The following is a 24740-nucleotide window of genomic DNA, read 5'->3' as shown; positions in this document are numbered from 1 at the left end:
ACGAGTCGACACCCCCGGAGGACGACAGTTGATGCTCCCGGCTCAGGTCCAAGCGCACGCGGAGGTCCACCCGGACCGCACGGCTGTCGTCGTGGGTCACGATCGCCTGACCTACGCCCAGCTCGACGTCCGGGTCTCGCGACTGGTCCGCCGCCTGCGCCGCCGGGGCATCGGCCGGGGACACCTCGTCGGCGTGCACCTGGACCGCGAGCCCACGACTGTCGCCGCGCTCCTGGCCGTGCTCTCCGCCGGTGCGGCGTACACCGTGGTCGAACCGGCCGATCCGGTCTCCGAGGGGGCGGGCCGTCTCGCGACGGCCCGCCCCGACCTGGTGCTCGCCGCAGCGCCGCACCTCGATGAACTGCGCCGGCACGGGCTCGACGTCCTCGATGTCCACGGGGACGACTCCGGGGAAACCCACCAGCCCTCCGCGGGAGACGTGACCGTCCCCGGCCCGCAGGACATCGCGTACGTGCTGCACACCTCCGGCTCCACCGGCGTGCCCAAGGGCGTCATGGTCACGCACGCCAACATCAGGCACTACACCGAATCGCTGCTCGAACGGCTCGACGTGACCGAGGCGCTCCGGTACGCCCACGTCACCACGCTCGCCGCCGACCTCGGCAACACCTGCGTCTTCCTCGCCCTGTGGACCGGCGGCACCCTGCACCTGGTGGACGACGCCACGCGGCGCGACCCCGCGGGCCTGCTCCGCTACCTGCACGCCGAGCGGATCGACGTCCTCAAGACCACGCCCTCGCACTGGGGCGTCCTGTTCCAGGCCCACGGGCTCGACGACACCACCCGGCCGAGGCTCCGGCACCTGCTGCTCGGCGGTGAGCTCCTGCCCCTGCCGCTGGCCCGCAGGGTCATCGCCTCCGGCGTCACCGCCGCGCTGGTCAACCACTACGGCCCGACCGAGGCGACGGTCGGCGTCTCCGTCCACGTCCTCACCTCCGAGGCCGACCTCGACGCCCTGGGCGACGCGGGGTCGGTGCCGATCGGCCGCCCGCTCGGTGCGAACCGGCTCTTCGTCCGCACGCCGGACGGGACCTTCCACGAGCGGGACGCGACCGGTGAGCTGTACGTCGTCGGTCCCTCGGTCGCGCTGGGCTACCGCGACGCCCCGGAGGCCACCGCGGCGGCGTTCACCGGGGAGGTGGCCGCCCGACATCCGGGTCTCGGCGCGTCCTACCGCACCGGCGACCGGGTCAGGGTCGACTCCCGAGGTGTGCTGGAGTTCCTCGGCCGCGGCGACCGGCAGGTCAAGGTGCGCGGTCACCGCGTCGAACTCGACCACGTCGAGGCCGGGTTGCGGCGGATGCCCGGCGTGACCGACGCCCTCGCGGTGCTGCTGCCCGGCGAGCAGGGGCGACTGGTCGCCGTGGTCAGCGCGCCCGGCCCCCGTGAACGGTCGGCCTCGCTCCGGACGCGGGCACGGGAATTGCTGCCCTCGTACATGGTCCCGGACCGGATCGAAGTGCTCGACGCGTTCCCGCGGACCGGGAACGGCAAGACCGACCTCGCTGCGCTGCGCCTGCTGGCCGAGGAAAGCCCCGCCGAGCGCCCTGGTGAGCACTCCTCGGGGGATCCGCTGCTCGACGAGGTGCTGAAGGCCTGGCGGCGCCAGCTCGGCCACGACCACTTCACCCCGTTCGACGACTTCGCGTCGGTCGGCGGCAACTCCATCGACGCCATCCAGGTGATCGCGGACCTCCAGTCCCGCGGCCACCGCGTGTCCGCCGCCGCTTTCTTGGCCGACCCCACCGCCGCCGCCCTGGCCGCCCGTCTGCGGGCGGGCGCCGCGGGGGAGGGGGCCGCGTACCGCCCGGTGGTTCCGTTCCGGGCCGAGGACACCGCGCTGTCGCCCGCCCAGGAGTGGTTCTTCCGGCAGCGCTTCGCCCAGCCCGACCACTGGAACCAGGCGCTGCTGCTGGACGCGGACGCGCCCGTCCGACCGGAGGCCATGGCCGCCGCGGTGGCCGACGTGGTTCGCCTGCACCCGTTGCTCCGCACCGCTTTCCGCCCCGGTCCGGGCGGTGTCCGCCGCGTGCCCACCGAGCCCGGCGCTCCGTTCACCAGCTCCACCCTGCCGGTCGACGCCGACGAGGCCGCGCGGCACGTCGAGGAGACGGCCACCGCCTGCCAGCGCGGGATCCGGGTCGAGGACGGCACCCTGTTCCGGGCCCACCTGTTCCTCGGCCCCGAACGCGGCCACCTGCTGCTGGTGGCCCACCACCTGTGCGTCGACGCCGTCTCCTGGCGCATCGTCGCGGGCGACCTCGCCCACTGCTACCTCGAACGGCTGCGCGGCGGTGTCCCGTCGCTGGCCCCCGCGCCCACCGACTTCGGCGACTGGGCGACCCACCTGCGCGTCCGGGCCCCCTCACTGGCCGACGACCTGGAGTACTGGGACGACATCACCACCGCGCCCCCGGTCCCCGCCGCCGTCGGCGACAACCGCGAGGCCGACGCCGAGACGACCTGGTTCCGCCTGTCCCGCGCCCAGACCGACGCGCTGCACCGCACCAGGCTGCCCCCTCACGCCGTCCTGCTCGGCGCTTTCGCCCAGGCGCTGGCCACGGCGCGCGGCGCCGACGAGGTCGTGGTCGACGTCGAGAGCCACGGACGCCTCCCGCTCGACGAAGCCCTCGACGTCTCCCGCGTGGTGGGCTGGTTCACCTCCACCTTCCCGGTCCGCATCGCCTCCGTCGCCGACGACGTGACGGCCACGGTCAAGGCCACCGAGGCCGCGTTGTCGGACGTGCCCCGACTCGGCGTCGCCTACGGGCTGCACGGGCGGCCGCAGCGCAGCGACGTGTGCTTCAACTACCTGGGGACGCTGGCCTTCCCCCAGGACGACGAACTCCGGCTGTCGCCGTCGCGGCACCGGCCGGGCGCAGTGCGCGGACCGGAGAACGACCGGGGGCACGTCCTCAAGCTCACCGCGCGCCTGCACGACGGCCAACTGGTCGCCGACCTGTCCTACCCCGCGCGCCTGAACGACTCCGGGCAGCTGACCGACCTGGCCCGCGCCACCCGCGAGCACCTGCTGGAGGCGTCCGGACTTCCGCCGGAGGCGTGGCGGCCGGTGGTGGAACCCGGCTCCACCACAGGTCTGCTCGTCCAGGTCCCGCACGCGCTGGGATTGGAGCCGCGGACGGACGGCCTCGGGCGGACCGGCGTCCGCGAGTACGGCACGGTGCTCCTCACCGGCGCCACCGGCTTCATCGGCGTCCACCTCCTGCACCTGCTGCTCACCCGCACCAGCGGCGCGGTCCGCTGCCTGGTCCGCGACCGCGACGGCCGCCCCGCCGCCGAGCGGCTGCGCGAGGCGCTCGCCTGGTACCTGCCCGACGTCGACTTCGACCGCCACGCCGACCGGCTCACCGTGCTGGTGGGCGACCTCGCCGAGCCCGCGTTCGGCCTGTCCGACCAGGAGTACGGGCGGCTGGTCGGCGAGGTCGAGGCCGTCTACCACCTCGCCGCCGACACCCGGCTGTTCGGCGACCGGGAGAACTTCACCCGCCTCAACGCCGAACCGGTGCGCGCCGTCGTCGCCCTCGCCTCGACCGGTCGGCCGAAGGACGTGCACTACGTCTCCACCCTCGCGGTCTGCGGCACCGGACCGGAGGGCGAACCGGCGGTCTTCTCCGAGGACAGCCTCAACGTCGGCCAGCGCTTCCTCAACGAGTACGAGCGCAGCAAGTACGACGCGGAGCGGATCGTCCACGAGTTCGCCGCGGCGGGCGGCTCGGGGTTCGTCTACCGGTCCGGCAACGTCACCGGCCACTCGGTCACCGGCCGCTTCCAGCGCAACGGCGGCGACAGCAGGCTCGTCCAGCTCCTGCGCGCTGCGGTGGGGATCGGCCGCGTGCCGGGGGCCGACGCGGGGACGGTGGCGCTGAGCCCGGTGGACGTGGTGGCCGAAGGCGTCCTGGCGATCTCGCGCAGTGAACGGGTGTCCGGCGGCACCTTCCACGTCGACACGCACCACGAGGTGTCCTACGCGGACCTGTTCGCCGTCCTGCGCGAACTCGGGTTCGTCCTGGAGTCCGACGGGGCCGCCGGTTTCGCGCCGCTGTTCGCCGACCACCTGGCCGGAGGCGACGAGCAGATCGCCCTCGCGCACTTCTGGGCCAGCCGCCCGGAGCGCAACGTCCGCTACGACCACAGCCGCACCCGCCGCCTGCTGACCCGCCTGGACGTGCGGTTCCCCCCACCGGACCGCACTTGGCTGCACGCCTGGTTGACCGGCCTGGTCGACCGGGGCGACCTGCCGCACCGACCCGCCCAGGCCTCCGCACGAGCAGGCCGACCGACGAACCACGGGGACTCGACATGACAGACCGACGCATCGCAGTCGTGACCGGAGCCTCGTCGGGGATCGGGCGGGCCGTCGCCCACCACCTCGCCGATCAGGGCGCCCGCGTGGTGGCCGCCGGTCGGCGCGCCGAACCGCTGGCGGAACTGGCCGAAGGACTGCGCGGAGCGCCCGGCCAGGTCGTCCCGGCGGTCGGCGACATCGCGCACATCGGCCACACCGAGGAACTGCTGGCCACGGCCGAACGGGAATGGGGACCCGCCGACGTGTTCGTCGCCGCCGCCGGACAGGGCCTGCCCGGCACCGTGCTGGGCTCCGACCCCGAGCGCTGGGAGCGGCTGGTGGAGGTCAACTACCTCGCCATGCTGCGCCAGCTCCGCGTGGTCGGCGCCGAGTTCCGCAAGCGGGCGGAGGCCGACGGCGGCGCACTGGCGCGCGACGTCGTGGTCATCGGCTCGACCGTCGGCAGGCAGGTCTCGGCCGCGAACCCGGTGTACGGCTCGACCAAGTTCGCGGTGCACTCGCTGGTGGAGGCGCTGCGGCAGGAGGTGTGCGTGCACAACATCAGGGTGACCCTGATCGAACCGGGTTTCGTGCGGTCGGGGTTCCAGGAGGCCGCGGGCTACGACCCGGCGTGGTTCGAGAAGGTCGCGGCGGACAACGGGCCGCTGCTGGTCCCGGAGGACGTCGCCGACGTCGTCGGGTACGTGATCGGCCGCCCGAAGCACGTCCACCTCGACGACATCCGCCTGCGCCCCACGCGCCAGAAGGCCTGACCGGCCGCCCACCCGGCCCGCCTGCCGCGATCACCGGCTTCCGCGGGCCCTCGCCGCGGCCGCCCGGAATCGCCGCCGCGCATTCGTGATCACCTCGCCCCGCACCGGTAGGTGGACGGGCCAGTGGGATGGAGTCCGATGTCCTCGAACGAGAACTACGCCCGCCGGGTGCTCGACGGGTTGGCGTCCGCCCCCGACCGGATCGCCGTGCGGCGGGAAGGCGAGGAGTACACCGCGCGCCGGTTCTCCGAAGCGGTCCTCACGGCGGCGGAACGCCTGCGCGGGCATTTCGCGGAACACCCGGCCACGACCTCCGGGGGCGGGGCGCCGGTCGTGGCGGTGCTGACCGTCACCAACAGCCCGGCGACCATCATCCTCCGCTACGCGGCCAACCTCGCCGGGGCCACCCTGGTCCACCTGCACTCCACGAACGCGGTGGACCCGACCGACGAGATGGCCGCCACCGCCCGGCAGGAGATCCTCGGCAAGACCGGGGCGACCTTCATCGCGGTCGACGCGGAGCACGCCGACGCGGCTCGCGAGCTGTGCGGCAGGCTGCCCGTGCCGCCGCTGCTCGCCGCGCTCGGCCCTCTCGGCCCCGACGTCCTGGACCTCTCCGCGGGCGATCCGGACGCCTTCGACCCCGACGCCGTCGGGATCGACCCGGAACAGCCCGCCGTGGTGATCTGCACCAGCGGTACCAGCGGCCGCCCCAAGGCCGTCACGATGTCGTACCGCGTGCGCGGCCTCTACCTCGACGTGGGCCTCAAGGTGGGTTTCCGGACGCCGGAACCGCTGGTGTACCTGGCGACCATGCCGGTGAGCAACTCCAGCGGCACCGTCGCCGACCTCGCGCTCGCCTCCGGGGGAACGGTGGTCCTGCACGACGGGTTCGACGCGGGGGAGGTCCTGCGGGCCGTGGAACGCCACCGCGCCTCCACGCTGGCGATCACCCCGCCGCAGCTGTACATGCTGGTCGACCACCCCGATTTCGCCACCACCGACCGGTCGAGCATCAGGGCCATCACCTACGTCGGTTCCCCCGCGGCTCCCGCCCGCGTGGCCGAGGCGCTCGAGGCGTTCGGCCCGGTGCTGCTCCAGCTCTACGGGACCACGGAGACCAGCCCCATCAGCGTGCTGACCCAGCCGGACCACCTCGACCCGGAACTGCTCGGGACCGCGGGGCGCCCGGCCGCGGAGCTGCGCATCCGCGACCTGGCCGAGGACCGCGACGTCCCGCCCGGCGCGATCGGCGAGGTGTGCGTGCGGAGCCCGTCCACCATGATCGGCTACTGGGGCGAACCGGAGCTGACCGCCGCGACCATCCGCGACGGCTGGGTGCACACGGGCGACCTCGGTTCCCTCGACGGCAAGGGCTTCCTGCGCCTGCACGGCCGGATGGGCGATGTGATCAAGGCCAACGGCATCAAGATCCACCCCACGGACGTGGAGAACGCGCTGCTGACCCATCCGGAGGTCGCGCAGGCCGCGGTGTTCTGCGTGATCGACGACGACCGCGTGGAGCACGTCCACGCCGCCGTCGTGGCGCGGCCCGGCAGCACCGCCGACTCCGGCGCGCTGATCGGCCACGTCGCCGTCGAGCTGTCCCCGAAGCACGTGCCCGCCGTGGTGGTGTTCCACGCCGAGCTGCCCCTTACCGGAGCGGGCAAGCCGGACAAGCGGGCGCTGGTCGCACGCCACGGCGGTGCTGCGGTCCGGCGCTGACCAGGACCCGCCGGTTGCGGGCGAAGTGCCGTGTTCCCCTGTCGTTGCGCGGGTTCGGCCGGATCAGCGCCCTCGCGTCACCCGTGCGGACCGCGGCGGTAGTCGGGGCCGAGGTCGAGTCCGAGCTGGCCCGGCCGGTCGGCGTCCGCGATCGGGCCGTGCAGCCGGGACTTCGAGCAGCGGCCGCAGTCGACGGGGGAACGGGTGGGCTTGAAGCGGGTGAAGTCCCAGCCGCCGGTGCCCACGTGGCAGCCGGGGCCGGGGACGGAGACGCCGAGCCAATCCTGCAGGCGGACCGCGTGGACGACCTTGGAGCCTTCGAGGTAGCCGTTGTCGCCCACGCCGAACCGGGCACGGGCGTCGGCGGCGGGATCGGCGAGGGCGTCGTGGAGCCTGGAGGTGCTCACGGTGTCTGGGGTCTCCCTGTGCTTCGTCCGGTGGGTCGCGTCGGCCCGCCGTCGCCGGCCTCGGCCCGCTTCGGTCGGCTCCCGCTCGCAGGGGGTTTCTCCGGGTTCACGATCACGCATGCTACCGGCGCGCCGGTGACCCACCGGTGGTGAACGGCCCGCACGGCGTCGGGCGCGAGGCAGCGTCGACCCCCCGCGCACGGGCCGCGGGCCGCGGGCGGGTCCGAGGTGCCGCCGAAGATCGTCTTCAGGCCGGTCGGACGACCCGCCTACCACTGTCCTTTTCGGACTCCGTCGCCGACACGATGGGGTGATCATCGTCCGCGCGTCGGCGAGCCGCCCGCGCCCGCCCCGGCCGGTGAGGTCGAGTGCTGCCGCACAAGGACCCGCCGGGGTGGCGTGCGGGAGCGGAGAGGGGACCGGAAGGCGTGGTCGACCAGACAACCGTGCTCATCGTGGGCGCGGGGCCCGCGGGCCTGGTGTTGGGGAACCTGTTGCGGGCGGCGGGGATCGGGACCCTCGTCGTGGAGCGGGCCTGCCGGGAACAGGTGCGGACCAGGGCGCGAGCGGGGTTCCTCGGCCCCCACAGCGCCAGGGTGCTGACCGGCCACGGGCTCGGCGCCGGGATGCTCCACGGGGGACGCCCGCACGGCCTGTGCGCGTTCCGCGGCGGGAACGGCGGGTTCGAGCTGGACTACGCCCGGCTGGGCCGGGGCGAGGTGCACACGGTCTACCCGCAGCAGGACCTGGTCACCGACCTGATCGCGGAGTACCTCGACCGGGGCGGCGAACTGCGGTTCGGCACCACCGTCACCGACGTCGACGCGCGGACGGCCACGATCGGCTACCGCGACGCGAACGGCACGGGTCGGGCGGCGGGCCTGTTCCTCGCGGGCTGCGACGGCGGCAACGGCGTGACCCGGCCGGCCATGCCCGCGGCGGTGACCCGGCACAGCCAGGACCACGGCGTGGCCTGGCTGGCGGTGCTCGCCGAGGCCCCGCAGAGCATGGCGGCGGTCACCTACGCCATCCACGACGACGGGTTCGCGGGCCACATGGCGCGCGGTCCCGAGGTGACGCGCTACTACCTCCAGGTCCGGCCCGACGACGACCCGGAAACCTGGACGGACGACCGGATCTGGGCCGCGCTGGACACCCGGATGCGGACCGCCGAGTTCGGTCCGCTGCGCCGGGGCCGGATCACCGAACGCCGGATCGTGCACCTGCGGTCCGAGGTCGTCGACCCCATCCAGCACGAGCGGCTGTTCCTCGTCGGCGACGCGGCCAGCCTGATCAGCCCGTCGGCGGCCAAGGGCGCCAACCTGGCGATCATGGAGGCCGAACTGCTGGCCCGCGCGCTCGTCGACGCGCTCGTCCGCGACGACCACAGCGGGCTCGCCGCCTACTCGCGCACCTGCCTGCCGCGCATCTGGCGGGCGCAGGAGTTCTCCCGCTGGATGATCGACCTCCTGCACTGCCCACCCGCGGCCACCGCCGACGCGGACTTCCAGTGCGCGCTGCGCCACGCCCGGCTCGACAGCCTGCGTGACTCCCACGCCCACCAGAACTTCTTCGCCGAGCACTACGTCGGCATCTGACCAGCGGAAAGCGCCATGACATCCACGACGACACCACTGCTCGCCACAGCCGACCTCGCCCGCGTCACCGCGGCGATCGACCTGCTCGGCGCCAACGACACGGCGTCGGTGCTCGCCGCCGCCCTGCCCTCGCTGGACGAGGACCACCGCGCGGCCCTCGCGGGGCACGTCACCCTCGACCACGTGGCACTGCCGATCTTCCCGGAGACACTCGTCGGGCTGGCCGAAGAGCTTGCCGCGCAAGGTGTCGAGGTGGGCGGGATGACGCCCAGCGTGGTCGTCCGCGAACGGCTGAGCAGCCGGTACGGCGTGCCGCAGCACGAACTGGAGGTCGGCATCGTGCGCGCCGCGGTCACCGACCGCACGGGTCTGCCGCGCGAGCTGGAGATCTTCGCGGTGGTGACGCCGCCGGAATGGGCGCACATCGCCGAGGACGAACGCGAGCACGGCAGGGAGAACCACTTCGCGCTGGCCGTCCGGCGGCCCGACCCCGTTGTGCTGCAAGGACTCCGCGCGACCCTCGCCACCGCGATGCGCCCCGACGGCGGCGGCCACAACGGCTACGAGAACTCCACCGTCCTCTACTTCCGCGACGAGCACGGCGCCGACCCGGCGTTCCGCAGGCTGGAGCTGCTCTGCGCGGGCCGGTTCCCGCGGCTGCTCGCCACCCACCGGCGCGAGTCGTGCGCGGGCACCGGACTGCTGCGCCTGTTGACCGGCGCCTGGGCCACGCAGGCCATCGCGACCGCCGCCGAACTGCGGCTGCTCGACCACCTCGACACGATCGGGGACCTGCCGGGCCTCGCCGCCGCCACCGGGACCGACGAGCACAGCCTGGGCAGGCTGCTGCGCTACCTGACGGCGCTCGGCGTCGTGCACACGTCGGGGACGCGCTACGGCCCCACCGGACTCGGCGCGCTGCTGCGCTCCGACGCGGCGGGCTCGATGCGCCCGCTCGCGCTGATGTACGGCGGCCCGTTCTACCGGTCGTTCGCCGCGCTGGCCGACGCCGTCCGCGACGGAGGGGAGTCCTACGCGAAGGTCTTCGGCTCCCACCACTTCGAGCACATGGCCGCCGACCCGGACCTGGCCGAGCTGTTCCACCGGTCGATGGCCTCCAGCAACGCCATGTTCGCGGGCGTCACCGGGGTCTTCGACTTCTCCGCCGCGCGCATGGTCGTCGACGTGGCGGGCGGCAACGGCGAACTGCTGGCCCGCGTCCTGCGCGCCACCCCGGCGCTGCGCGGTGTGCTGATGGACCGCCCGCACGCGCTGACCGCGGCACGGGCCCGGCTGGCCGAGGTCGCCGACCGCGTGACCCTGGTCCCCGGCGACTTCACCGAGTCCGTTCCCGGCATCGGCGACGTCTACCTGCTCTCCCGCGTGCTGCACGACTGGGACGACGAGCAGTGCCGCGCCATCCTGGCCACGTGCGCGCGGGACATGCCCGCGCACGCGGAACTGCTGGTGGTCGAACGCCTGCTCCCGGAGACGGCGGACGCCGACTCGCTGGCGATCCCGTGGGACGTCCACATGCTGTGCAACACCGGTGGCCGTGAGCGCACCGGGTCCCACTACCGGGAACTGCTGGCCGCCGCGGGCTTCGAAGTGGTCGAGACCCGCCAACTGCCGCTGGACGCGCACCTCGTGCGCGCCCGCCGCGCGCTACGCCATACCCCATGAGCGCGAGGTGGAGCGGCAGTCCTCCCCGGTGCCCAGGGCCGTCGTAGCGGTGGCGATCCCGGAGTCGAGCCTGTCCCGGACGCTGGTGAGATCGGTGAGCAGCCGCTCGACGCGGTCCCGTTCCCCCTGGAGCAGGGCGAGCACCTCCGGGGTCACGCCATCGGTGTCCAGGTGCGGCAGGATCGCGACGATCGACCTGCTGGCCAGCCCCGCCGCGTAGAACTGCCGGATCATGAAGACCTGGTCCACCGCGGTGTCCGGGTAGTGGCGGGTGCCGCCTGCGCTCCGTTGCGAGACGAGCAGCCCTTGCTCCTCGTAGTAGCGCAGGGCCCGCACGCTCACGCCCGCCTTCGCGGCGAGTTCGCCGATCCGCATTCGCTCCCTCGTTGTGGTGCCGCTCACGAAGCCTTGCATCTGACGTGAACGTCAGATCCCAGCGTAGCGGGCGACCCACTCGAAGGAGATCGATTCCAGTGCCCACTCGTGCAGCCCAGCTGTTCTCCCGTCCGCTCGACCTGGGCGGGCTCACCATCCCCAACCGGATCGTCATGGCCCCGATGACCCGCTTCGACTCCCCGGACGGGGTCCCGAGCGACGACCTGGCCGCCTACTACGCCCGGCGCGCGGCCAACGGCGTGGGCCTGGTCATCACCGAGAGCGTCTACGTCGACCACCCGTCGGCCGGGCAGCTGGACAACGGGTCGCGGATGTACGGCGACGCCGCGCTGGCTGGCTGGTCGCGGGCCGTGCGGGCCGTCCACGCGGAGGGCGGCCTGGTCTTCGCGCAGCTCCAGCACATCGGCATGGTCCGCAAGGCCGGCGACCCGCCCCACCCGGAGGCCCCCGCGGTCGGCCCTTCCGGCGTGCCGATGGACGGTGCCGTCGACCCCTCCGGCCTGCCCGTGGACGACAACCCGCGCAGGGGACGCGCGATGACGCAGGACGACATCGACGACGTCGTCCGCGCCTTCGCCGAAGGGGCCGCCACCGCCGCGCGACTCGGCTTCGACGGCGTCGAACTGCACGGCGCGCACGGCTACCTCATCGACCAGTTCTTCTGGTCGCGCTCCAACCGCCGCACCGACGCCTACGGCGGTGGCACCGGCTCCCGCGCCCGGTTCGCCGCCGAGGTCGTCGCCGAGGTCGTCGCCGCGGTCCGCGGCGCGGTCCCGGCGGGGTTCCCGGTCGTTGTCCGGCTGTCGCAGTGGAAGAGCAACGACTTCGACGCCCGGAGCTTCGACACCCCCGAGGACCTCGGCGTCGTCCTGGACAAGCTCGCCGACGCGGGCGCCGACGCCTTCCACGCGTCCACCCGCCGGTACTGGCAGCCCGCGTTCGCCGGGTCCGACCTGAACCTGGCGGGCTGGACGAAGAAGCTCTCCGGGAAGCCCGCCATCACCGTCGGATCGGTCGGCCTGGACAACGACTTCTGGAACAGCCTGACCGGCGAAGCCGTCGCCACGACCGGCATCGACGGGCTCCTGGACCGCCTGGAATCCGACGAGTTCGACCTGGTCGCCATCGGCAGGCCCCTCATCGCCGACCCGGAGTGGGCGGCCAAGATGCTCACCGGCCGCAAGAACGAGATCACGGCCTTCACGGCGGCGGCGCTCGGCTCCGTCCACTGACAGGATCAGCGTCCACTGTGGACGCGACTCCGGGCGCGGGGCCCGCTGGGCGTTGGGAGCAGCCGGACGCGCTGCTCCCAACGCCCAGGCACGACGATGTTCGACGACCGGGTCGACCGCCGGACGTCATGGCTCGGCGATGTCCAGGGTGACCTTGGACAGCGGGCAGCCCACGCAGGCCAGGACGTAGCCGTCGGCCTTCTGCCGCGGCGTCAGGCAGTTCGGCCCGTTCATCGCGACCTCCCCGGTGCGCAGCTTCACCATGCAGTCGCCGCAGCTGCCGACCGTGCACGAGTAGGGCATGGGCAGACCCGCCGCGAGCCCGGCGTCGAGGAGCGTCTGACCGGGCTCGACCACCGCCGTGCCCACGTCGTGGGCACCGTCCAGGACGACCATCTCCTGCGGCGTGGTGGTCGCGGTGGTCGTGTCCGCCCCGCTGGTGTAGCGCTCGTGGTGCACGCGGTCCTCCGGCACACCGAGTTCGGTGAGGACGCCCTGGACGACGTCCACCAGCGCCTCGGGCCCGCACAGGTAGTACCGGGCGTCCTCCGACGCCCCCAGTCCGGTGAGCCAGCCGCGCACACCGGCGGCGTCGAGCCGTCCGCGTTGCCGCGTCAGGACGTGCGTGACGGACAACCGCCGCGGGTTCTCCTGCTCCAGCCGGAGGAGGTCGTCGGCGAAGATGACCTCCTCCTCGTCGCGATTGCTGCACAGCAACGAGATCCGGCCCGCCTCCGGCGCGGGCAGCAGGGTGCGGATCATGCTCATCATCGGCGTGACACCGCTGCCCGCGGCGATCATGACCACGTCGTGCGCCGCCGCCGGATCGGCGTGGAACGACCCGGACGGGCCGCGCACCGACAGCCGGTCCCCGGCGCGCAGGCTGTGGACGCGGGTGGAGAACCGGCCGTTGTCGACCTGCTTGACCGTGACCTCCAGTCGCGACGCCCCCGGCGCCGAGGACGCGGAGTAGGCGCGCCGCACCGGTCTGCCGTCGATGTCCAGGACCAGGGTGAAGAACTGCCCCGGCCGGAAGTCGAACGGGCCGGGGTTCCCGGCGTCCTCCAGCACGAGGGTGACCGCGCTGGGCGTCTCCCGGCGCACCTCGGCGATCCGCACCTCCCGCAACGGGGCCGCCGCCACGGCCTCGGCGCCAGCGCCCTTCGGTCGCCGCGAGTCGACCGCGACGTCGTCGTAGCCCTCCTTGCGCAGCCCGGACCCGTAGGCCAGGTTCATCGCCCGCCGCAGCACCCGGCCGATGCCGGGGGTCTTCGCGACGACCTTGAGCACGCGCGCCAGCAGGCCCTTGTCCGCGTTGGCCATGTTCGCGGCGAGGTGGTCACCGGCCAGCACCATCAGGTCCGGCGCGGTGCCGCGGTCGAGGTGCGTGGCCGCGGCCCACACCCGTGAGCGCGCCACGGCGTCGTTGGCGGTCACCTCGGCGTGGTCGACGTCGACGAGCAGCGCCGCGTGCGGGGGATTGCCGCGCAGGGCCATCGTCGCCAGCAGCGCCGGATCGTCGGTGATCGAGCCCCGGCCGCTGACGTGCAGCACACCGGTCCGGCCGGGGACCAGGGCGGCGAACGAGATCCGGTCGTCCTGGACGAGGTTGTGGAGGCTGTCGGCGCGCTTGTTGCCCTTGCGGTCGGCGATGACCAGCGTCCGGCCGTCGAGGATCCGCGCGACGGTCGGCTGGTCCCCGCGCGGACTGGTGTCACCGCCGTCCGCGGAGTCCCAGGTGGACAGTGCGAGGAACGGGGCGGCGGCGACGAACTCCGCGACGCCGGGACCGCCAAGCGGCCCCGCGCCCACCACCTCGGGCGCGGGCCCGGCCGGGGCGGGCGGCTGCCACAGGCGCGAGCGGATGACGGCCTGCGCGCAGTGCACGTACGCCTCCTGGATGTCGACGAACGTCTCGACACCCTTCCGCTTGGCCACGGAACCGTTGACCCGCAACGTCTCCCCGACACCCGGCAGGAGGAACACGAACGACACCGGGCCGTGCGCCTCGCCGTCGGGCAGGGTGAACGAGATCCGCGTGGGCGAGTGGACGCGCGCGAACCCCGGCGCGCCGCCGATGAACGTCGTGCGGCTGACGCCGTCGGCGCCGCGGTAGCCGAAGCCCGCGAGCGGGCTGTGCGCCAGGATCGTCCGGCAGCCCTCGTCCAGGGCGCTGATCTGCTTCAGCGCGATCATCGGGGACGCCTTCCCCAGGGCGGCCTCGACCTCGTCGACCGTGGTCATGCGGTGGAATGTGCTCAACTGCATCGGAATCCCCCTCAGCCCTTCGCCGACCAGCCGTGCCGCCAGTACCCCGCGAACGAGATGTCCGCCTTCGGGACACCGCGGTCGTTGACGAGGTGCCTGCGCACGGACGTGGCCAGCCGGGACTCGCCCGCGACCCACGCGTACACGCGGCCGGGCGGCACCTCCGCGCGCCGGACCGCTTCCAGCACGGCGGATCCCGGTCGACGGTCCGCGACGTCGTCGCGGACCGACCAGTGGATCCGCATCCCCGGTGCGGTCGGCACGTCCCGCACGTCGGCCGCGGTCGGCACCTCCAGGTAGACCTCCGAGGCCAGGCCGGGCGGCGCTTGGTCGAGGATCGCGAGGATGGCGGGCAGCGCGGTCCCATCGCCCACGAGCAGCTGCGCCCGCGCGTCCTCCGGCCGCCGGTAGGTGGTGCCCATGTCGAAGACGCCCGCCTGGTCACCCGGCCGCACCCGGCGCACCCACGACGACATGGGGGAGTCGCCGTGCAGGGCGAACTCGATGTCCACCTCGCCCTCGGCGGGTCGGGCGCGGCGGATCGTCAGGTTCCGGACCAGCGGGCGGACGGACTTCGGCATCACCAGCACCTGGGCCATCCACGCCTCGCTCGACGCGGTCGGCATGCGCAGCGCGGCCTGGCCCTCGCGCGGGAAGAACAGCCGGACGGTCTGGTCGCCGCCGACCACCGCCAGGTCCCGCAGCGCCGGACCGCCGAGCGTGACGCTGGCGAAGCCCGGCGACAGCGACTCGCGGCGGCGCACCTCCAGCGTGATCATCGTGCGCGACTCGGGCAAGCGCACCTTCGGGATCACGAGACGCCGCCTGGATCTTCATTCGTGCAGTTCATAGGTATATTGTGAGCATTCGCTCAGGTATTTTCTACTCGCTTTCACCGCCACCGAGGAGGACCGGGGATGCCCTCGGCAGATCGACGCCTAGACCCACGTCGCAAGCCCAGCCAGGTGCGCGGCGAACTCACCCGCGAGCGCATCCTCACCGCGGCTGCTCACGTTTTCGCCGAGCACGGCTACGCCGCGGGCACCACCAACCGCATCGCCGAACGCGCCCGCGTCTCCATCGGCTCGCTGTACCAGTACTTCCCGAACAAGGACTCCATCCTCGCCGAGATCCTGATCCAGCACATCGACCGCGGCTCCTGGCCCGACGTCGACGACCTCGACTTCTCACCGGGCACGCTGCAGGCGGTGGTCAGGGCGTTCATCCGCGACGCGATCGACAACCACAGCGACGACCCCCGGCTGCTCAGGGTGATGATCGAGGAGGCGCCGGTCTCCCAGGAACTGCTCGACACCATCGACCGCCACGGCAAGCTGCGCATCGCCCAGATCCGCGACGTCATCGTCCGGCACCCCGACATCCACGTGGGCGACCCCGACGTCGCCGCGGACATCATCCTGTTCACCGTGGAGATGAACACCCACAAGTTCATGGCCGCCCCGCGAACCGCCTCCGCCGAGACGTTCGAGGAGGAACTGGTCGCCATGGTGACCCGGTACCTGCGGGGGGATGGGTAGGGGCGGTGGGCGCCGTGTCAGGTGGTCTGGTCGTTCCGCTGCTCCGGGGAGACGGTGATCTCCCGAGGAGGCGCCCGGAGCTGGGACGCCAGATCGGCAAGCCGCTCCTGGACGTGCCGCGCGTGCGGATCCTCGAGATCGGTGAGCAGCAGCAGCGCCTGTTCCCACTCCTCGCCCGCGTCCTCGCGCTTGCCCAGTGCGTGCAGCGCCTCGCCCAGCAGGTCGAGCGTTCGGGCGGCGTGGGCCTTGTCGTTGAGCGGGTGGCACAGGGCCAGCGAGCGGTGCAGATGGGTGAGAGCGGTGAAGTGGTGCCCGCGGTGGTGCTCGATCTCGCCCAGCACCAGCAGCGCCGCGGCCAGGTCCCGGCGGTGGGCGGTGTGGCGCTCCCCGATGTCGACCACGCGACCGCAGTAGTCCATCGCCCGGTCGAGCTCCTGGCGCTCGCTGTGGAGGACACCGAGCTGTCGACAGGTCGTCGCGAGGTCCAGGCGCAGCCCCAGGGACGCGCGCGCGTCCAGCGCCCGCTCGAGGTCGGACCGCGCCTGCTCGTAGTCGCGGCGGTCGGATCGGATCACGCCGAGGCAGTGCAGTGACGCGGCCTCACCTGCCGGGTTGCCCGTCGCGGCATCGGACTGCCAGGCTTCGTGGCAGAGCCTGAAACCGAGTGACGAATCCCCTCGGAGGTGCGAGAGCATGCCCAACTCCCGCAGCGCCAAGGCCGCTTGTTCGTCGAACCCGTGCGAGCGCGCCATGCCCAGCGCGCGGGTGAGGTGGCTGCCAGCCTCGTCATCCCGACTCGTCGCGCGAGCCACCGAGGCGAGGGCGAGGCAGGCCATCAGCTCGCTGCGGTCGTCACCGGCTTCGCGTGCCGACCGCATCGCGACCACGTACGTCCCACCCCACTCGGCCAGGGACTCGGTCAACGCCAGGTAGGGGTGCAGCGCCTCGGGTAGGAGCCACACGTGCGGCGTGCGCAGGGTGACGGCCTGGCGGACGGCGGCGACGAGGTTGTCGTGCTCGGTTCGAAGCCACAGCAGGGCATCGGCCGCGGTGGTGAAGGTGCGCGGCTCGGCCGCGGAGGTCTTCGGAGCGGCATCGCCCGTGGACGTGAGCAGCGCACGGGTGGCGTTGGTGGCGGTGTGCAGGTACCAGTCGAGCAATCGGCGCAGCGCGGCCTGCTGTTCGGTCCCGTGGTGGTCCTGTCGGAGCCGACGGCGCGCGAAGGCGAGGTCGAGACCGCGGAAGTGGTAGCGCTGATGGCCCGACTGCTGCAGGAGGTGGACCGACCACAGGGCGTTGAGGTGCCGCTGGGCTTCGTTGACCTCGACGTCCGCCAAGGCCGCGGTGTCGCCGGCGCCGAACCGGTCCGCGAAGTGCAGGCTCACCAGGCGCAGCGTCCGCGCCGTCCGGGAAGCCAGGGCCGAGTACGACCACGACAACTGGGTGTCCACCGTGATCGGGTCCTCCTCGCCGCCCGAGAGGAGGAGGACGTGCTCCTCCGATCGCCGCAGGTCCGCCACGAGGTCGTCGAGGCCGAGGTGCGGGCGCTCGTCCAGGACTTCGGCCACCACGCGCAAAAGCCCCGGCAGCCCTTCGCACAGGTCGACCACGGCGGGCAGGGCGGTCGACTCGGGCGTGACGCGGTCGCTCTCCACGCTCTGCCGCAACAGGGTCACACCCTCGGACCGGGTGAGCGGTTCCAGCGTGACGCGACGCGCACCGTGGCGCTTGACGAGGTCGGGGAGTCGGTATCGGCTCGTCACCACGACGACGCATGACGAGCTTCCGGGCAGGAGCGGACGGATCTGGTCGGTGTTGCGGGCGTTGTCGAGCAGGACCAGCATCTGACGCCCGTCGACCATGCTGCGGAACCGGGAGGCACGGCGTTCGGTGGTGTCGGGAAGTTGGCCGTGCGACAGGCCGAGGGCGATGAGGAAGTCCGCCAGCACGGCGAACGGGTCCGCCGGGGCCGTGGCGTCGAAGCCGGAAAGATCGGCGAAGAGCTGACCGTCGGAGAAGTGGCGTCGGTTGATCTGGGACCACTGCACCGCCAGGGCTGTCTTGCCCGTCGCCGCGCCGCCGACGACGGCCAGGACGGGAAGGGCGTAGGGCCTGGTCGCCCTCGTCCTTACCAACGCCTCGTCCAGCGTGTCGAGCTCGTCCTTCCGGCCCGTGAAACCGGCCGAGGGGGCGGGCAGTTGCGCCGGTGTGGGAATCGGCATCGCCGTGACGGTCACGGGGGAGTGGAAGAGGTGGTAGCCGTCGCGTTCCCGGAGCAGCCGGGTGTGCAGATTCCGCAGATCGGTGTCGGGTTCCGTTCCGAACGCCTCGAGCCCCGAATTCCTCATGCGCTGCCAATAGGTGTCGAATTCCTCGTAGTACCCACATCCGTTCAACGCGGAGAGCCGCTGGCTGATGAGGGTTTTGTCGAACTCGTTGTCGCCGATGAGTTCGTCCGTCATGTCGAGTGCTTCGTTGTACTGCTTCCGCAGCAGTTCGACGCTGATCAAGGCGTGCCTGCACGACAACAGGCGGGATTGCAGATCCTCGCGGCGCAGTTCCATCCAGATCGTGTTGAGCCCCTGGACGGGGGAGCCCCGCAGCCAGGGCTCGATCGCGCGGTGCAGCCGGTGCGCCGCGTCGTCGAGGAATCCGCGCTGCATGGCCCGGCGCCCGGAGTCCAGCAGTTCGAGGCTCTGGGCGTAGTCGAGGTCGTCGTCGGGAGTGCTGAGCAGGTAGGTCCCGTCACGGGTGTGCAGCTGCGCGGTGCACTTCGCGGACCTCAAGGTGAGGCGCAGTTTGCTGATGTAGCTCTGCAGGCTCTTGCGCACCAATGGCGGGCGCACGTCACCCCACAGCGCGGCCATCATCGTCTCGGTCGTCACGGGGCGCCCCTGGGCGAGCAGCAGTACGCCCAGGGCGTGCCGCTGCTTGGCGCGCGCGATCGGGATCTCGAGATCGCCGTGGACGAGTTGGACCGGCCCCAGGACGCGGAACTGCACAGTCGGTCACCCCTGTCGCGCGGCCGGGCGCCCATTCTGCACGGCCGAGAATTCGATTCTCCGATTTTTGCGGATACCGCAGAATTCGTATGCCTCCCATAGGTTGTCGATGCATTTCCCGTCGGTCGTCAGCAGAGTGTCCACCTTGTGGCAACCGGACTGTCAACCTCCTGTGGTCATCCTTGTCCTCTGCGGCGCGGCGCCGCTACGAGGAAAGGTGGCGACAGGTGCCCGACAAAGAGGAATCGAAGTCGGACATTGCGAAGACATCCCGGCGAACGGTGAAGCGGGTTCTCGTTCCCGTGCTGTCCGTGGGCGTCGGGCAGCGCCTGCTCGACGTCGCCGAACTCCTGGACCCCGATCCGGGACTCCGCCTCGTGTTCACCGCGGTGCCGTCGACCACCGCGAACGGTGTCGGCGGCCTCCTGCGCGCGGCAGGCGTGGCTGCCCTCGCTTGGGACGAGGCAGTGGGGCTGCGCCGCGACCTGGTGATCACCAGCAGCCACGACCACCCGCGGGGGTTCGACACCCCCACCGTCGTGATCCCCGATCCCTGCGGACGGCGAAGACCCCCGCGGCGCCCGCACGCCGACCGGCAGGCCCCGCAGGTGCTCGACGCCCGCGTCGCAGGCCGCGGAACGCGCTCCGGTCGAACGCCCGTCCTGAGGCTGGCGGCCCACAGCGACGACGTGCGGACCCCCGACACCCCCGCGGGCGACCTCCCGGACCCGGTGGCCGTCGTCGGAGACCTCACCTTCGACCGGCTCCTGCTCAGCAGGCGCCACCGGGACACCTACCGGGCCGCGCTCCGGGTGGACCCCCACCACCGGCTGGTGGTCGTCGTCTCCACCTGGGGCGCGGCCTCGTTGATCAGTCGCGAGCCCGAACTCCTGCACCGGCTCGCGGTCGAACTCCCCGAGGAGCGCTACCGGGTCGCCGTCCTGCTCCACCCCGCCGCCTGGTTCTCCCAGGACGTCCACCACCTCAACGCCTGGATGACCACCGCGCGAACGACCAGCGTCCAGATCGTCGACCCCTTCACGCAGTGGCGTCCCGTCGTCGCGGGCGCCGACCTCGTCATCGGCGCCCACGGATCGATCGCGCTCTACAGCACGGGCATGGGCCTCCCCGTCCTGCTCGCCGATCCGAAGCCCGTCAGGACCACGTCGTCCCGGTCACCCCACGCGACCTCCCCGCTCGCCGGCGCACCGCAACTGCGCCGCGGCACACCGCTCCCGGACCAGTTGGACGCCGCCGAGAACTGGCACACGGGAAGGATCCGACACCGCGCCGCCCGGCACGTCACGTCGGCGCCGGGACAGGCCGGGCGGCTCACCCTGGCCGCGATCTACCGGATGCTGGACCTCACCCCACCCGGCCCAGCGCCGATGCTCACCCCCGTCCGGGCGCCTCGCCGCATGATCTGACGTCGCACCACGCACGAGCACCGCGTGACCCGCGGCCCCGCGGGCTCATCGATCGCCGGACACGAAGCCGCGCAGGATGGTCATGAGAGCCCATCGCGAACCACGTCCCAGGACGCAACGACGAGCCGTCCGGCAGACCGGAACGGCCTCCGAGCACTCGGCGCTCCACCAGGCCGCCCGAGACCTCCACATCCACGCCGCACTCCCACCGCACGACGGCGCGCCCGGCCTCGCGTCCGCCGCCACACCCCACGCGGACATGGGGCACCACCTCCGAGGTCGCGACGCGCTCCTCGAAGAACTGGTGTCCACCACGTTGGGCGGCGGCCGAACCGTCGTGCTCCACAGCGCGGGCGGATTCGGCAAGACCGCCATCGCGTCGACCCTGGCCCGTCGCGTCGAACACCTCGTCCACGTGTGGTGGGTCGACGCGACCACCTCCCGGTCACTGCTCGACGACCTGAGGGAAGTGGCGTTGGGCGCGGGCGCACCGCGCTCGGCGGTCCGCCGGGCCTGGAACGGGGAACGATCGGCACCGGATCTGCTGTGGTCCGCACTGCGCGGGCTGGGCGAGCGGTGGCTGCTGGTGGTGGACAACGCCGACGACACCACCGTCCTGGACGCGGGGGACAACCACGTCCGCACCGGTCGTGGCTGGATCAGGACACCCCCGCGGTTCGGTGCGGTCGTGATCACCAGCCGGGACGGGAACGTCGAGTCCTGGGGGACGCAAGCGACCATCACACCCGTTTCCGCCCTGCGACGACAAGACGGCGCCGCCGTGCTGAACGAACTCGCGCCCCGTGCCGGGGACCACCGCCAGGCCGCCCTGCTCTCCGAAGCGCTCGCCGGCCTGCCCCTGGCGCTCAAGCTGGTCGGCCGTTTCCTCGACTCCACCGACACCATCAGCCTGCCTGGCGCCGAAGGGCCGCGGACGTTCGACGAGTACCGGACCGCACTGCACGACCACTTCGGCGACGCGATCGGCACCCTGACCCCCGTCGCGGGCGGCCCGCACCAGGACTGCCTCGGCAGCACCTGGGAAAGGTCGCTCGACCTGCTCCACGACCGCGGCCACTCCCTCGCACGCCCGCTGCTGCGCCTGCTGGCGACCTTCGCCCCCGCCCCGATCCCGTGCCCGCTGCTCGACGCCGCGGCTCTGGCGGGCACGGCTCCCTTCGGTGATCTCACACCGGGCAGGCTCGCGGCCGGGTTGACGGCCCTGGCCGGGGTCGGCCTCATCGACGTCCACCACGACCACCGCCGCGGACTCGACACGATCACCCTGCACCCGCTCATCCGGGACGTGACCCGGCACTACCCCGAGGTCCTCGACCACGACCACGGCGAAGCCCGACTCGCCCTGCTGCACACCGCCACCGCGCGCACCAACGCAGCCGACCCGTCGACCTGGCCGCTGTGGCGGGCCCTGCTGCCGCACTGCGAACACGAGGCCGACGATCCCGGCGCGCCCGTCGGACGGCGTCGCATGCTTTCGGACATCCACCACGGCGCGGCGGGCTTCGCCTACGAGCACGGTCACCACATCACGGCGGAACGGCTCTACCACCGAGCCCTCCGCACCAGAGCGTCCGCGCTCGGCCCGAAGCACCCCGACAGCCTCGCCACCCGGCACAACCTCGCCGTCCTCCTCGCCGACCGCGGTGACCACGACGAAGCCCGCCGCAGCCTCGAGGACGTCCTCACCGACTGCACGACGGTGCTGGGCGCGGAACACCCCGACACGCTCGCCACCCGGCGCACCCTCGCCTGCCTGCACAGGGATCGCGGCGACCACGACACCGCCGAAGCCGAACTCCGCCGGATCGCGGGCGTCCAAAGACGACTGCTGGGCGCCACCCACCCCGACACGTTGATCACGCGCTACGAAATAGCCGTGCTGCACCACCACCGAGGCCGAACCGGCGTCGCGGCGAGCTGCCTGCGCGCCCTGCTCCGCGACCAGCGCCGCGCGCTCGGCGACCACCACGCGCACACCTTGATCACCGAACACCGCTTGGTCGCGTACGGGGGGACCGACCTGCGCGGGACGGATCTCCGCCACGTCGTGGTCCTCGCGGTCTCGGCGCTGGGTGCGGCGCACCCGATCGCGCTGAACGCGCGGAACAGCTTCGCCGCGGCACTGCACGCGGAGCATCCCGGTCCGGCCGAGACCGAATTCCGCCGGATCGTCGAACTCCAAAGCGCGACGCTCGGTTCACGGCACGTGGAAACCATTGCCGCGCAACACAATCTCGACATCGTCACGCGGCACCCTTCGGCCACGCTGCCCTCGGTCGCGGAGCGCGGTCGAAGGGTGCCGCGAAGAGTTCCGAACACCGGCCAGAGCCTCGGCGATCGCCGTGACCGGGTCGGGGTCGTGGATCCCTCGATCGCGGTAAGCGGACCTGCCGCTGCGCAACCGTTTCCCTCCGCAGCGGACTTCCAGCAGCACCTTGTCCCGAGCGCGGCGCTGGTCGGGTTCGAACAGGGCCCGTGACGCTTGTTCGAGCGGGAAGCGCGGCCCGAGTACGGGTTGGAGGGCGCCGGATCGCAGGAGGGGCAGGCTTGTCGACCTCGACGACTTCGAGCGAGGTAGGACCCGTGGGGGTCGCGATCCGGAGGACTCCTGTGGTGAGGGGGGCGGGCGGGGACGAAGGCACGGCGGTCAGCGGGACCCGCCCGAGGCGAGGATGACGTCGCCGGTGATCCAGCCGGCGCCGCGGGAGGCGACCACCCGCCCGATGTCGTCGGAGTGCCACCGCGGAGTCAGCGAGAAGATGCTCGCCCGGACCTTGCGCGCCCTCACCCGCGACGGGTTCATCAGCCGCACCGCGACCCCCACCGTGCCGATCCGGGTCACCTACGCGCTGACCGCGCTCGGAACGGACCTGACCCCGCCTTCGGGCGTGGTCACCTGTGCCGACCACCACAGCGGCACGATCCAGGCGGCCTGCAACGCCGACCCGCCCGGTCCCGCCCGCCGTGACCGACCGGCGTTGTCGTCGTGGCGTGCGACACCGTTCCGCGTCAAGAACCTCCGGAGACCGCGCCCTGACCGCGCGTTTCAGTGGTGCGACCGCCCGCCGCGAGGTTACGGTTGTCGTGGGCGGAGTACGTGGCGTCGGGAGGCGATGTGCCGATCAGAGATGCGCGCTTGGGTGAGCAGTCGGAACCGGTTCGAGTGGAACGCGTGGCCCACGACGGCGGGGTCGTCCTGCACGTGACCGGGCAGGTGGACTCCCACACGGCGCCGGAGGTCGGTGAGCAGCTGGCCGTGGCGTTCGCCGGTGTCGTCGGGAATCCGCGGCCGGTGGTGGTCGACCTGACCGGAGTCGACTTCCTCGCCTCGGTAGGTCTGTCGCTGCTGGTGCAGTACCACCTGCTCGGAGTTCGGCAGGGCACGCCGCTGCGCGTGGTGGCCCCGGCCCGCAACCCGCTTCGCGCACTGCGCGCCACGATGCTCGACCAGACGCTGGAGCTGTACTCGACCGTGCCCGAGGCCTTGGCCGCGACGTCGTCCTAGACCCCGCGGAAGCGCCGACGGCCGTCGGCGATCGGCATCCGGGTGATCCGATCGGTCGGCCCAGCCGAACGTCCAGTGACCCACTCGGAGTGGGCGCCGATCCGACCACGGACTCGACGTTGCGGCAGCGGGGTGGAATCGGGGGAAGTGGGTAATCGGAGTGCTCGCCGCGGCGATGTCAGCAGTGGCGGTCGCAGCACTCCGTGCCACTCCCGCAAGCCCCGCTGAAGGAGCCCGATGGACGCAGGACCTCCAGACCCCGCCCCGCGCCGGGGCCGGTCGCGCGTGCCGCTGGTGAGCGGCAGCGTCGAGGACGCCGTCGCGCGGCTGGTCGCCGAGGCCGAGCGCGCCCTGTCCGCGTTGGCCGGTCCGTGGGAGATGTGCCTGGACAGCCGCCCTCTGGTCCGCGTGGTGCGGAGGGGGATCAGCGACCACTTCGCCGTGGTGCTGGACGCGGACCTGATGGTCGACCTGCTCCTGGTCGTCGAGGAACTGGTCACCAACGCCTACCGCCACACCCGGTCGCCGCAGGTCGTGCGGGTGCTCCACCGGGCCGACGGCCTCCGGGTCGAGGTGACCGACGGCGACCCCGCGCTGCCGGTCATGCGCGGCCCGTCCGAGGATCGGCTCGGCGGACGGGGAGTCCTCCTGGTCAGCGCGCTGTCCCACCGGTGGGGCACGATCATCGGAGCCGGTGGTGGCAAGACCGTGTGGGCCGTGCTGGGCGAGGCGGAGGATCATCGCGCACGTCGCCGCTGAGGCACCCGTTCGCCGACGGGGCGACGCGCGGTGGTCGGGCGTCGGACCCGCGCGGTCGTGGTGTTCGCAGCGCGGAGGA

General features: G+C 72.6%; 18 protein-coding genes. 12 read left to right on the top strand and 6 right to left on the bottom strand.

What is annotated here, in order from left to right; all coding sequences use genetic code 11:
• The first annotated feature begins 31 nt into the window (after window positions 1-31).
• The 3 genes from RM788_RS02235 to RM788_RS02225 all read left to right on the top strand — a co-directional run bounded on the left by RM788_RS02235 (window position 32) and on the right by RM788_RS02225 (window position 6825).
• Window positions 32-4345 (top strand): non-ribosomal peptide synthetase, encoded by a 4314-nt coding sequence (locus RM788_RS02235; protein ID WP_315929762.1) that lies wholly within the window; start codon window positions 32-34, stop codon window positions 4343-4345.
• Window positions 4342-5100, top strand: a complete 759-nt coding sequence (locus RM788_RS02230; protein ID WP_315929761.1) for an SDR family oxidoreductase — start codon at window positions 4342-4344, stop codon at window positions 5098-5100. The genes RM788_RS02235 and RM788_RS02230 overlap by 4 nt, the downstream gene beginning before the upstream one ends.
• Window positions 5101-5238: 138 nt before the next feature.
• Window positions 5239-6825: a class I adenylate-forming enzyme family protein gene (locus tag RM788_RS02225; RefSeq protein WP_315929760.1), complete on the top strand. Its 1587-nt coding sequence runs from the start codon at window positions 5239-5241 to the stop codon at window positions 6823-6825.
• A 77-nt stretch (window positions 6826-6902) separates the two neighbouring features.
• Here RM788_RS02225 and RM788_RS02220 read toward each other — a convergent pair whose 3' ends face one another.
• On the bottom strand, window positions 6903-7232 hold the full coding sequence (locus tag RM788_RS02220) for a hypothetical protein (RefSeq protein ID WP_315929759.1): 330 nt from the start codon (window positions 7230-7232) through the stop codon (window positions 6903-6905).
• 428 nt (window positions 7233-7660) lie between these two features.
• Between RM788_RS02220 and RM788_RS02215 the strand changes: the two genes are divergently transcribed.
• Together RM788_RS02215 and RM788_RS02210 are read left to right on the top strand one after the other, a co-directional pair.
• Complete coding sequence (locus RM788_RS02215; protein WP_315929758.1) at window positions 7661-8830, top strand: 4-hydroxybenzoate 3-monooxygenase; 1170 nt, start codon at window positions 7661-7663, stop codon at window positions 8828-8830.
• Between the two features lie 15 nt (window positions 8831-8845).
• The gene (locus tag RM788_RS02210; protein WP_315929757.1) at window positions 8846-10513 is read left to right on the top strand and encodes a methyltransferase; all 1668 of its coding nucleotides are present in this window, start codon (window positions 8846-8848) and stop codon (window positions 10511-10513) included.
• Here the strand turns inward: RM788_RS02210 and RM788_RS02205 are convergent.
• Window positions 10496-10888 carry a MerR family transcriptional regulator gene (locus tag RM788_RS02205; RefSeq protein ID WP_315929756.1) on the bottom strand — a complete coding sequence of 131 codons (393 nt, stop codon included), beginning with the start codon at window positions 10886-10888 and terminating at the stop codon, window positions 10496-10498. The two genes, RM788_RS02210 and RM788_RS02205, sit on opposite strands and share 18 nt — an antisense overlap.
• A gap of 98 nt (window positions 10889-10986) precedes the next feature.
• Here RM788_RS02205 and RM788_RS02200 point away from each other — a divergent pair, with 98 nt between their 5' ends.
• Complete coding sequence (locus RM788_RS02200; RefSeq protein ID WP_315929755.1) at window positions 10987-12141, top strand: oxidoreductase; 1155 nt, start codon at window positions 10987-10989, stop codon at window positions 12139-12141.
• Window positions 12142-12267: 126 nt separating this feature from the next.
• On the opposite strand, the gene RM788_RS02195 is transcribed toward RM788_RS02200, so the two are convergent.
• Together RM788_RS02195 and RM788_RS02190 are read right to left on the bottom strand one after the other, a co-directional pair.
• Window positions 12268-14385 carry a 2Fe-2S iron-sulfur cluster-binding protein gene (locus tag RM788_RS02195; protein WP_315929754.1) on the bottom strand — a complete coding sequence of 706 codons (2118 nt, stop codon included), beginning with the start codon at window positions 14383-14385 and terminating at the stop codon, window positions 12268-12270.
• Window positions 14386-14420: 35 nt separating this feature from the next.
• A complete protein-coding gene (locus RM788_RS02190; RefSeq protein ID WP_315934963.1) occupies window positions 14421-15212 on the bottom strand; it encodes a siderophore-interacting protein in 792 nt (263 codons plus the stop codon).
• Window positions 15213-15326: 114 nt separating this feature from the next.
• On the opposite strand from RM788_RS02190, the gene RM788_RS02185 reads away from it, so the two are divergent.
• A complete protein-coding gene (locus RM788_RS02185) occupies window positions 15327-15947 on the top strand; it encodes a TetR/AcrR family transcriptional regulator (RefSeq protein WP_315929753.1) in 621 nt (206 codons plus the stop codon).
• A gap of 17 nt (window positions 15948-15964) precedes the next feature.
• Here the strand turns inward: RM788_RS02185 and RM788_RS02180 are convergent, their stop codons facing one another.
• Entirely contained in the window at window positions 15965-18949 is a 2985-nt protein-coding gene (locus RM788_RS02180) for an AfsR/SARP family transcriptional regulator (protein WP_315929752.1), read from the bottom strand.
• A 281-nt stretch (window positions 18950-19230) separates the two neighbouring features.
• Between RM788_RS02180 and RM788_RS02175 the strand changes: the two genes are divergently transcribed.
• Both RM788_RS02175 and RM788_RS02170 read left to right on the top strand, forming a co-directional pair.
• Window positions 19231-20376, top strand: coding sequence for a hypothetical protein (locus RM788_RS02175; protein ID WP_315929751.1), 1146 nt, complete (start codon window positions 19231-19233; stop codon window positions 20374-20376).
• A gap of 82 nt (window positions 20377-20458) precedes the next feature.
• Complete coding sequence (locus RM788_RS02170; RefSeq protein WP_315929750.1) at window positions 20459-22876, top strand: tetratricopeptide repeat protein; 2418 nt, start codon at window positions 20459-20461, stop codon at window positions 22874-22876.
• Window positions 22877-23044: 168 nt separating this feature from the next.
• Here RM788_RS02170 and RM788_RS02165 read toward each other — a convergent pair whose 3' ends face one another.
• Window positions 23045-23239, bottom strand: a complete 195-nt coding sequence (locus tag RM788_RS02165) for a hypothetical protein (RefSeq protein ID WP_315935005.1) — start codon at window positions 23237-23239, stop codon at window positions 23045-23047.
• Here RM788_RS02165 and RM788_RS02160 point away from each other — a divergent pair.
• The 3 genes from RM788_RS02160 to RM788_RS02150 all read left to right on the top strand — a co-directional run bounded on the left by RM788_RS02160 (window position 23157) and on the right by RM788_RS02150 (window position 24661).
• The gene (locus tag RM788_RS02160; RefSeq protein WP_315934962.1) at window positions 23157-23603 is read left to right on the top strand and encodes a winged helix-turn-helix transcriptional regulator; all 447 of its coding nucleotides are present in this window, start codon (window positions 23157-23159) and stop codon (window positions 23601-23603) included. The two genes, RM788_RS02165 and RM788_RS02160, sit on opposite strands and share 83 nt — an antisense overlap.
• Window positions 23534-23902: an STAS domain-containing protein gene (locus tag RM788_RS02155; protein ID WP_315929749.1), complete on the top strand. Its 369-nt coding sequence runs from the start codon at window positions 23534-23536 to the stop codon at window positions 23900-23902. Before RM788_RS02160 ends, RM788_RS02155 begins: the two co-directional genes overlap by 70 nt.
• A 237-nt stretch (window positions 23903-24139) precedes the next feature.
• Window positions 24140-24661, top strand: a complete 522-nt coding sequence (locus RM788_RS02150) for an ATP-binding protein (protein WP_315929748.1) — start codon at window positions 24140-24142, stop codon at window positions 24659-24661.
• Window positions 24662-24740: the final 79 nt, after the last annotated feature.

The sequence above is a fragment of the Umezawaea sp. Da 62-37 genome, from assembly GCF_032460545.1.
Taxonomy (GTDB): Bacteria; Actinomycetota; Actinomycetes; order Mycobacteriales; family Pseudonocardiaceae; genus Umezawaea.
The sequence above is the reverse complement of the archived record's forward strand: the minus strand, read 5'-3'. Positions and strand labels throughout refer to the sequence as shown.

Excerpts from the sequence above, each read along its gene's own strand:
- RM788_RS02150 (WP_315929748.1), top strand. The coding sequence starts at position 24,140 with ATGGACGCAGGACCTCCAGACCCCGCCCCGCGCCGGGGCCGGTCGCGC.
- RM788_RS02205 (WP_315929756.1), bottom strand. The coding sequence starts at position 10,888 with ATGCGGATCGGCGAACTCGCCGCGAAGGCGGGCGTGAGCGTGCGGGCC.
- RM788_RS02225 (WP_315929760.1), top strand. The coding sequence starts at position 5,239 with ATGTCCTCGAACGAGAACTACGCCCGCCGGGTGCTCGACGGGTTGGCG.
- RM788_RS02230 (WP_315929761.1), top strand. The coding sequence starts at position 4,342 with ATGACAGACCGACGCATCGCAGTCGTGACCGGAGCCTCGTCGGGGATC.
- RM788_RS02195 (WP_315929754.1), bottom strand. The coding sequence starts at position 14,385 with ATGACCACGGTCGACGAGGTCGAGGCCGCCCTGGGGAAGGCGTCCCCG.
- RM788_RS02235 (WP_315929762.1), top strand. The coding sequence starts at position 32 with ATGCTCCCGGCTCAGGTCCAAGCGCACGCGGAGGTCCACCCGGACCGC.
- RM788_RS02170 (WP_315929750.1), top strand. The coding sequence starts at position 20,459 with ATGAGAGCCCATCGCGAACCACGTCCCAGGACGCAACGACGAGCCGTC.
- RM788_RS02210 (WP_315929757.1), top strand. The coding sequence starts at position 8,846 with ATGACATCCACGACGACACCACTGCTCGCCACAGCCGACCTCGCCCGC.
- RM788_RS02185 (WP_315929753.1), top strand. The coding sequence starts at position 15,327 with ATGCCCTCGGCAGATCGACGCCTAGACCCACGTCGCAAGCCCAGCCAG.
- RM788_RS02160 (WP_315934962.1), top strand. The coding sequence starts at position 23,157 with ATGCTCGCCCGGACCTTGCGCGCCCTCACCCGCGACGGGTTCATCAGC.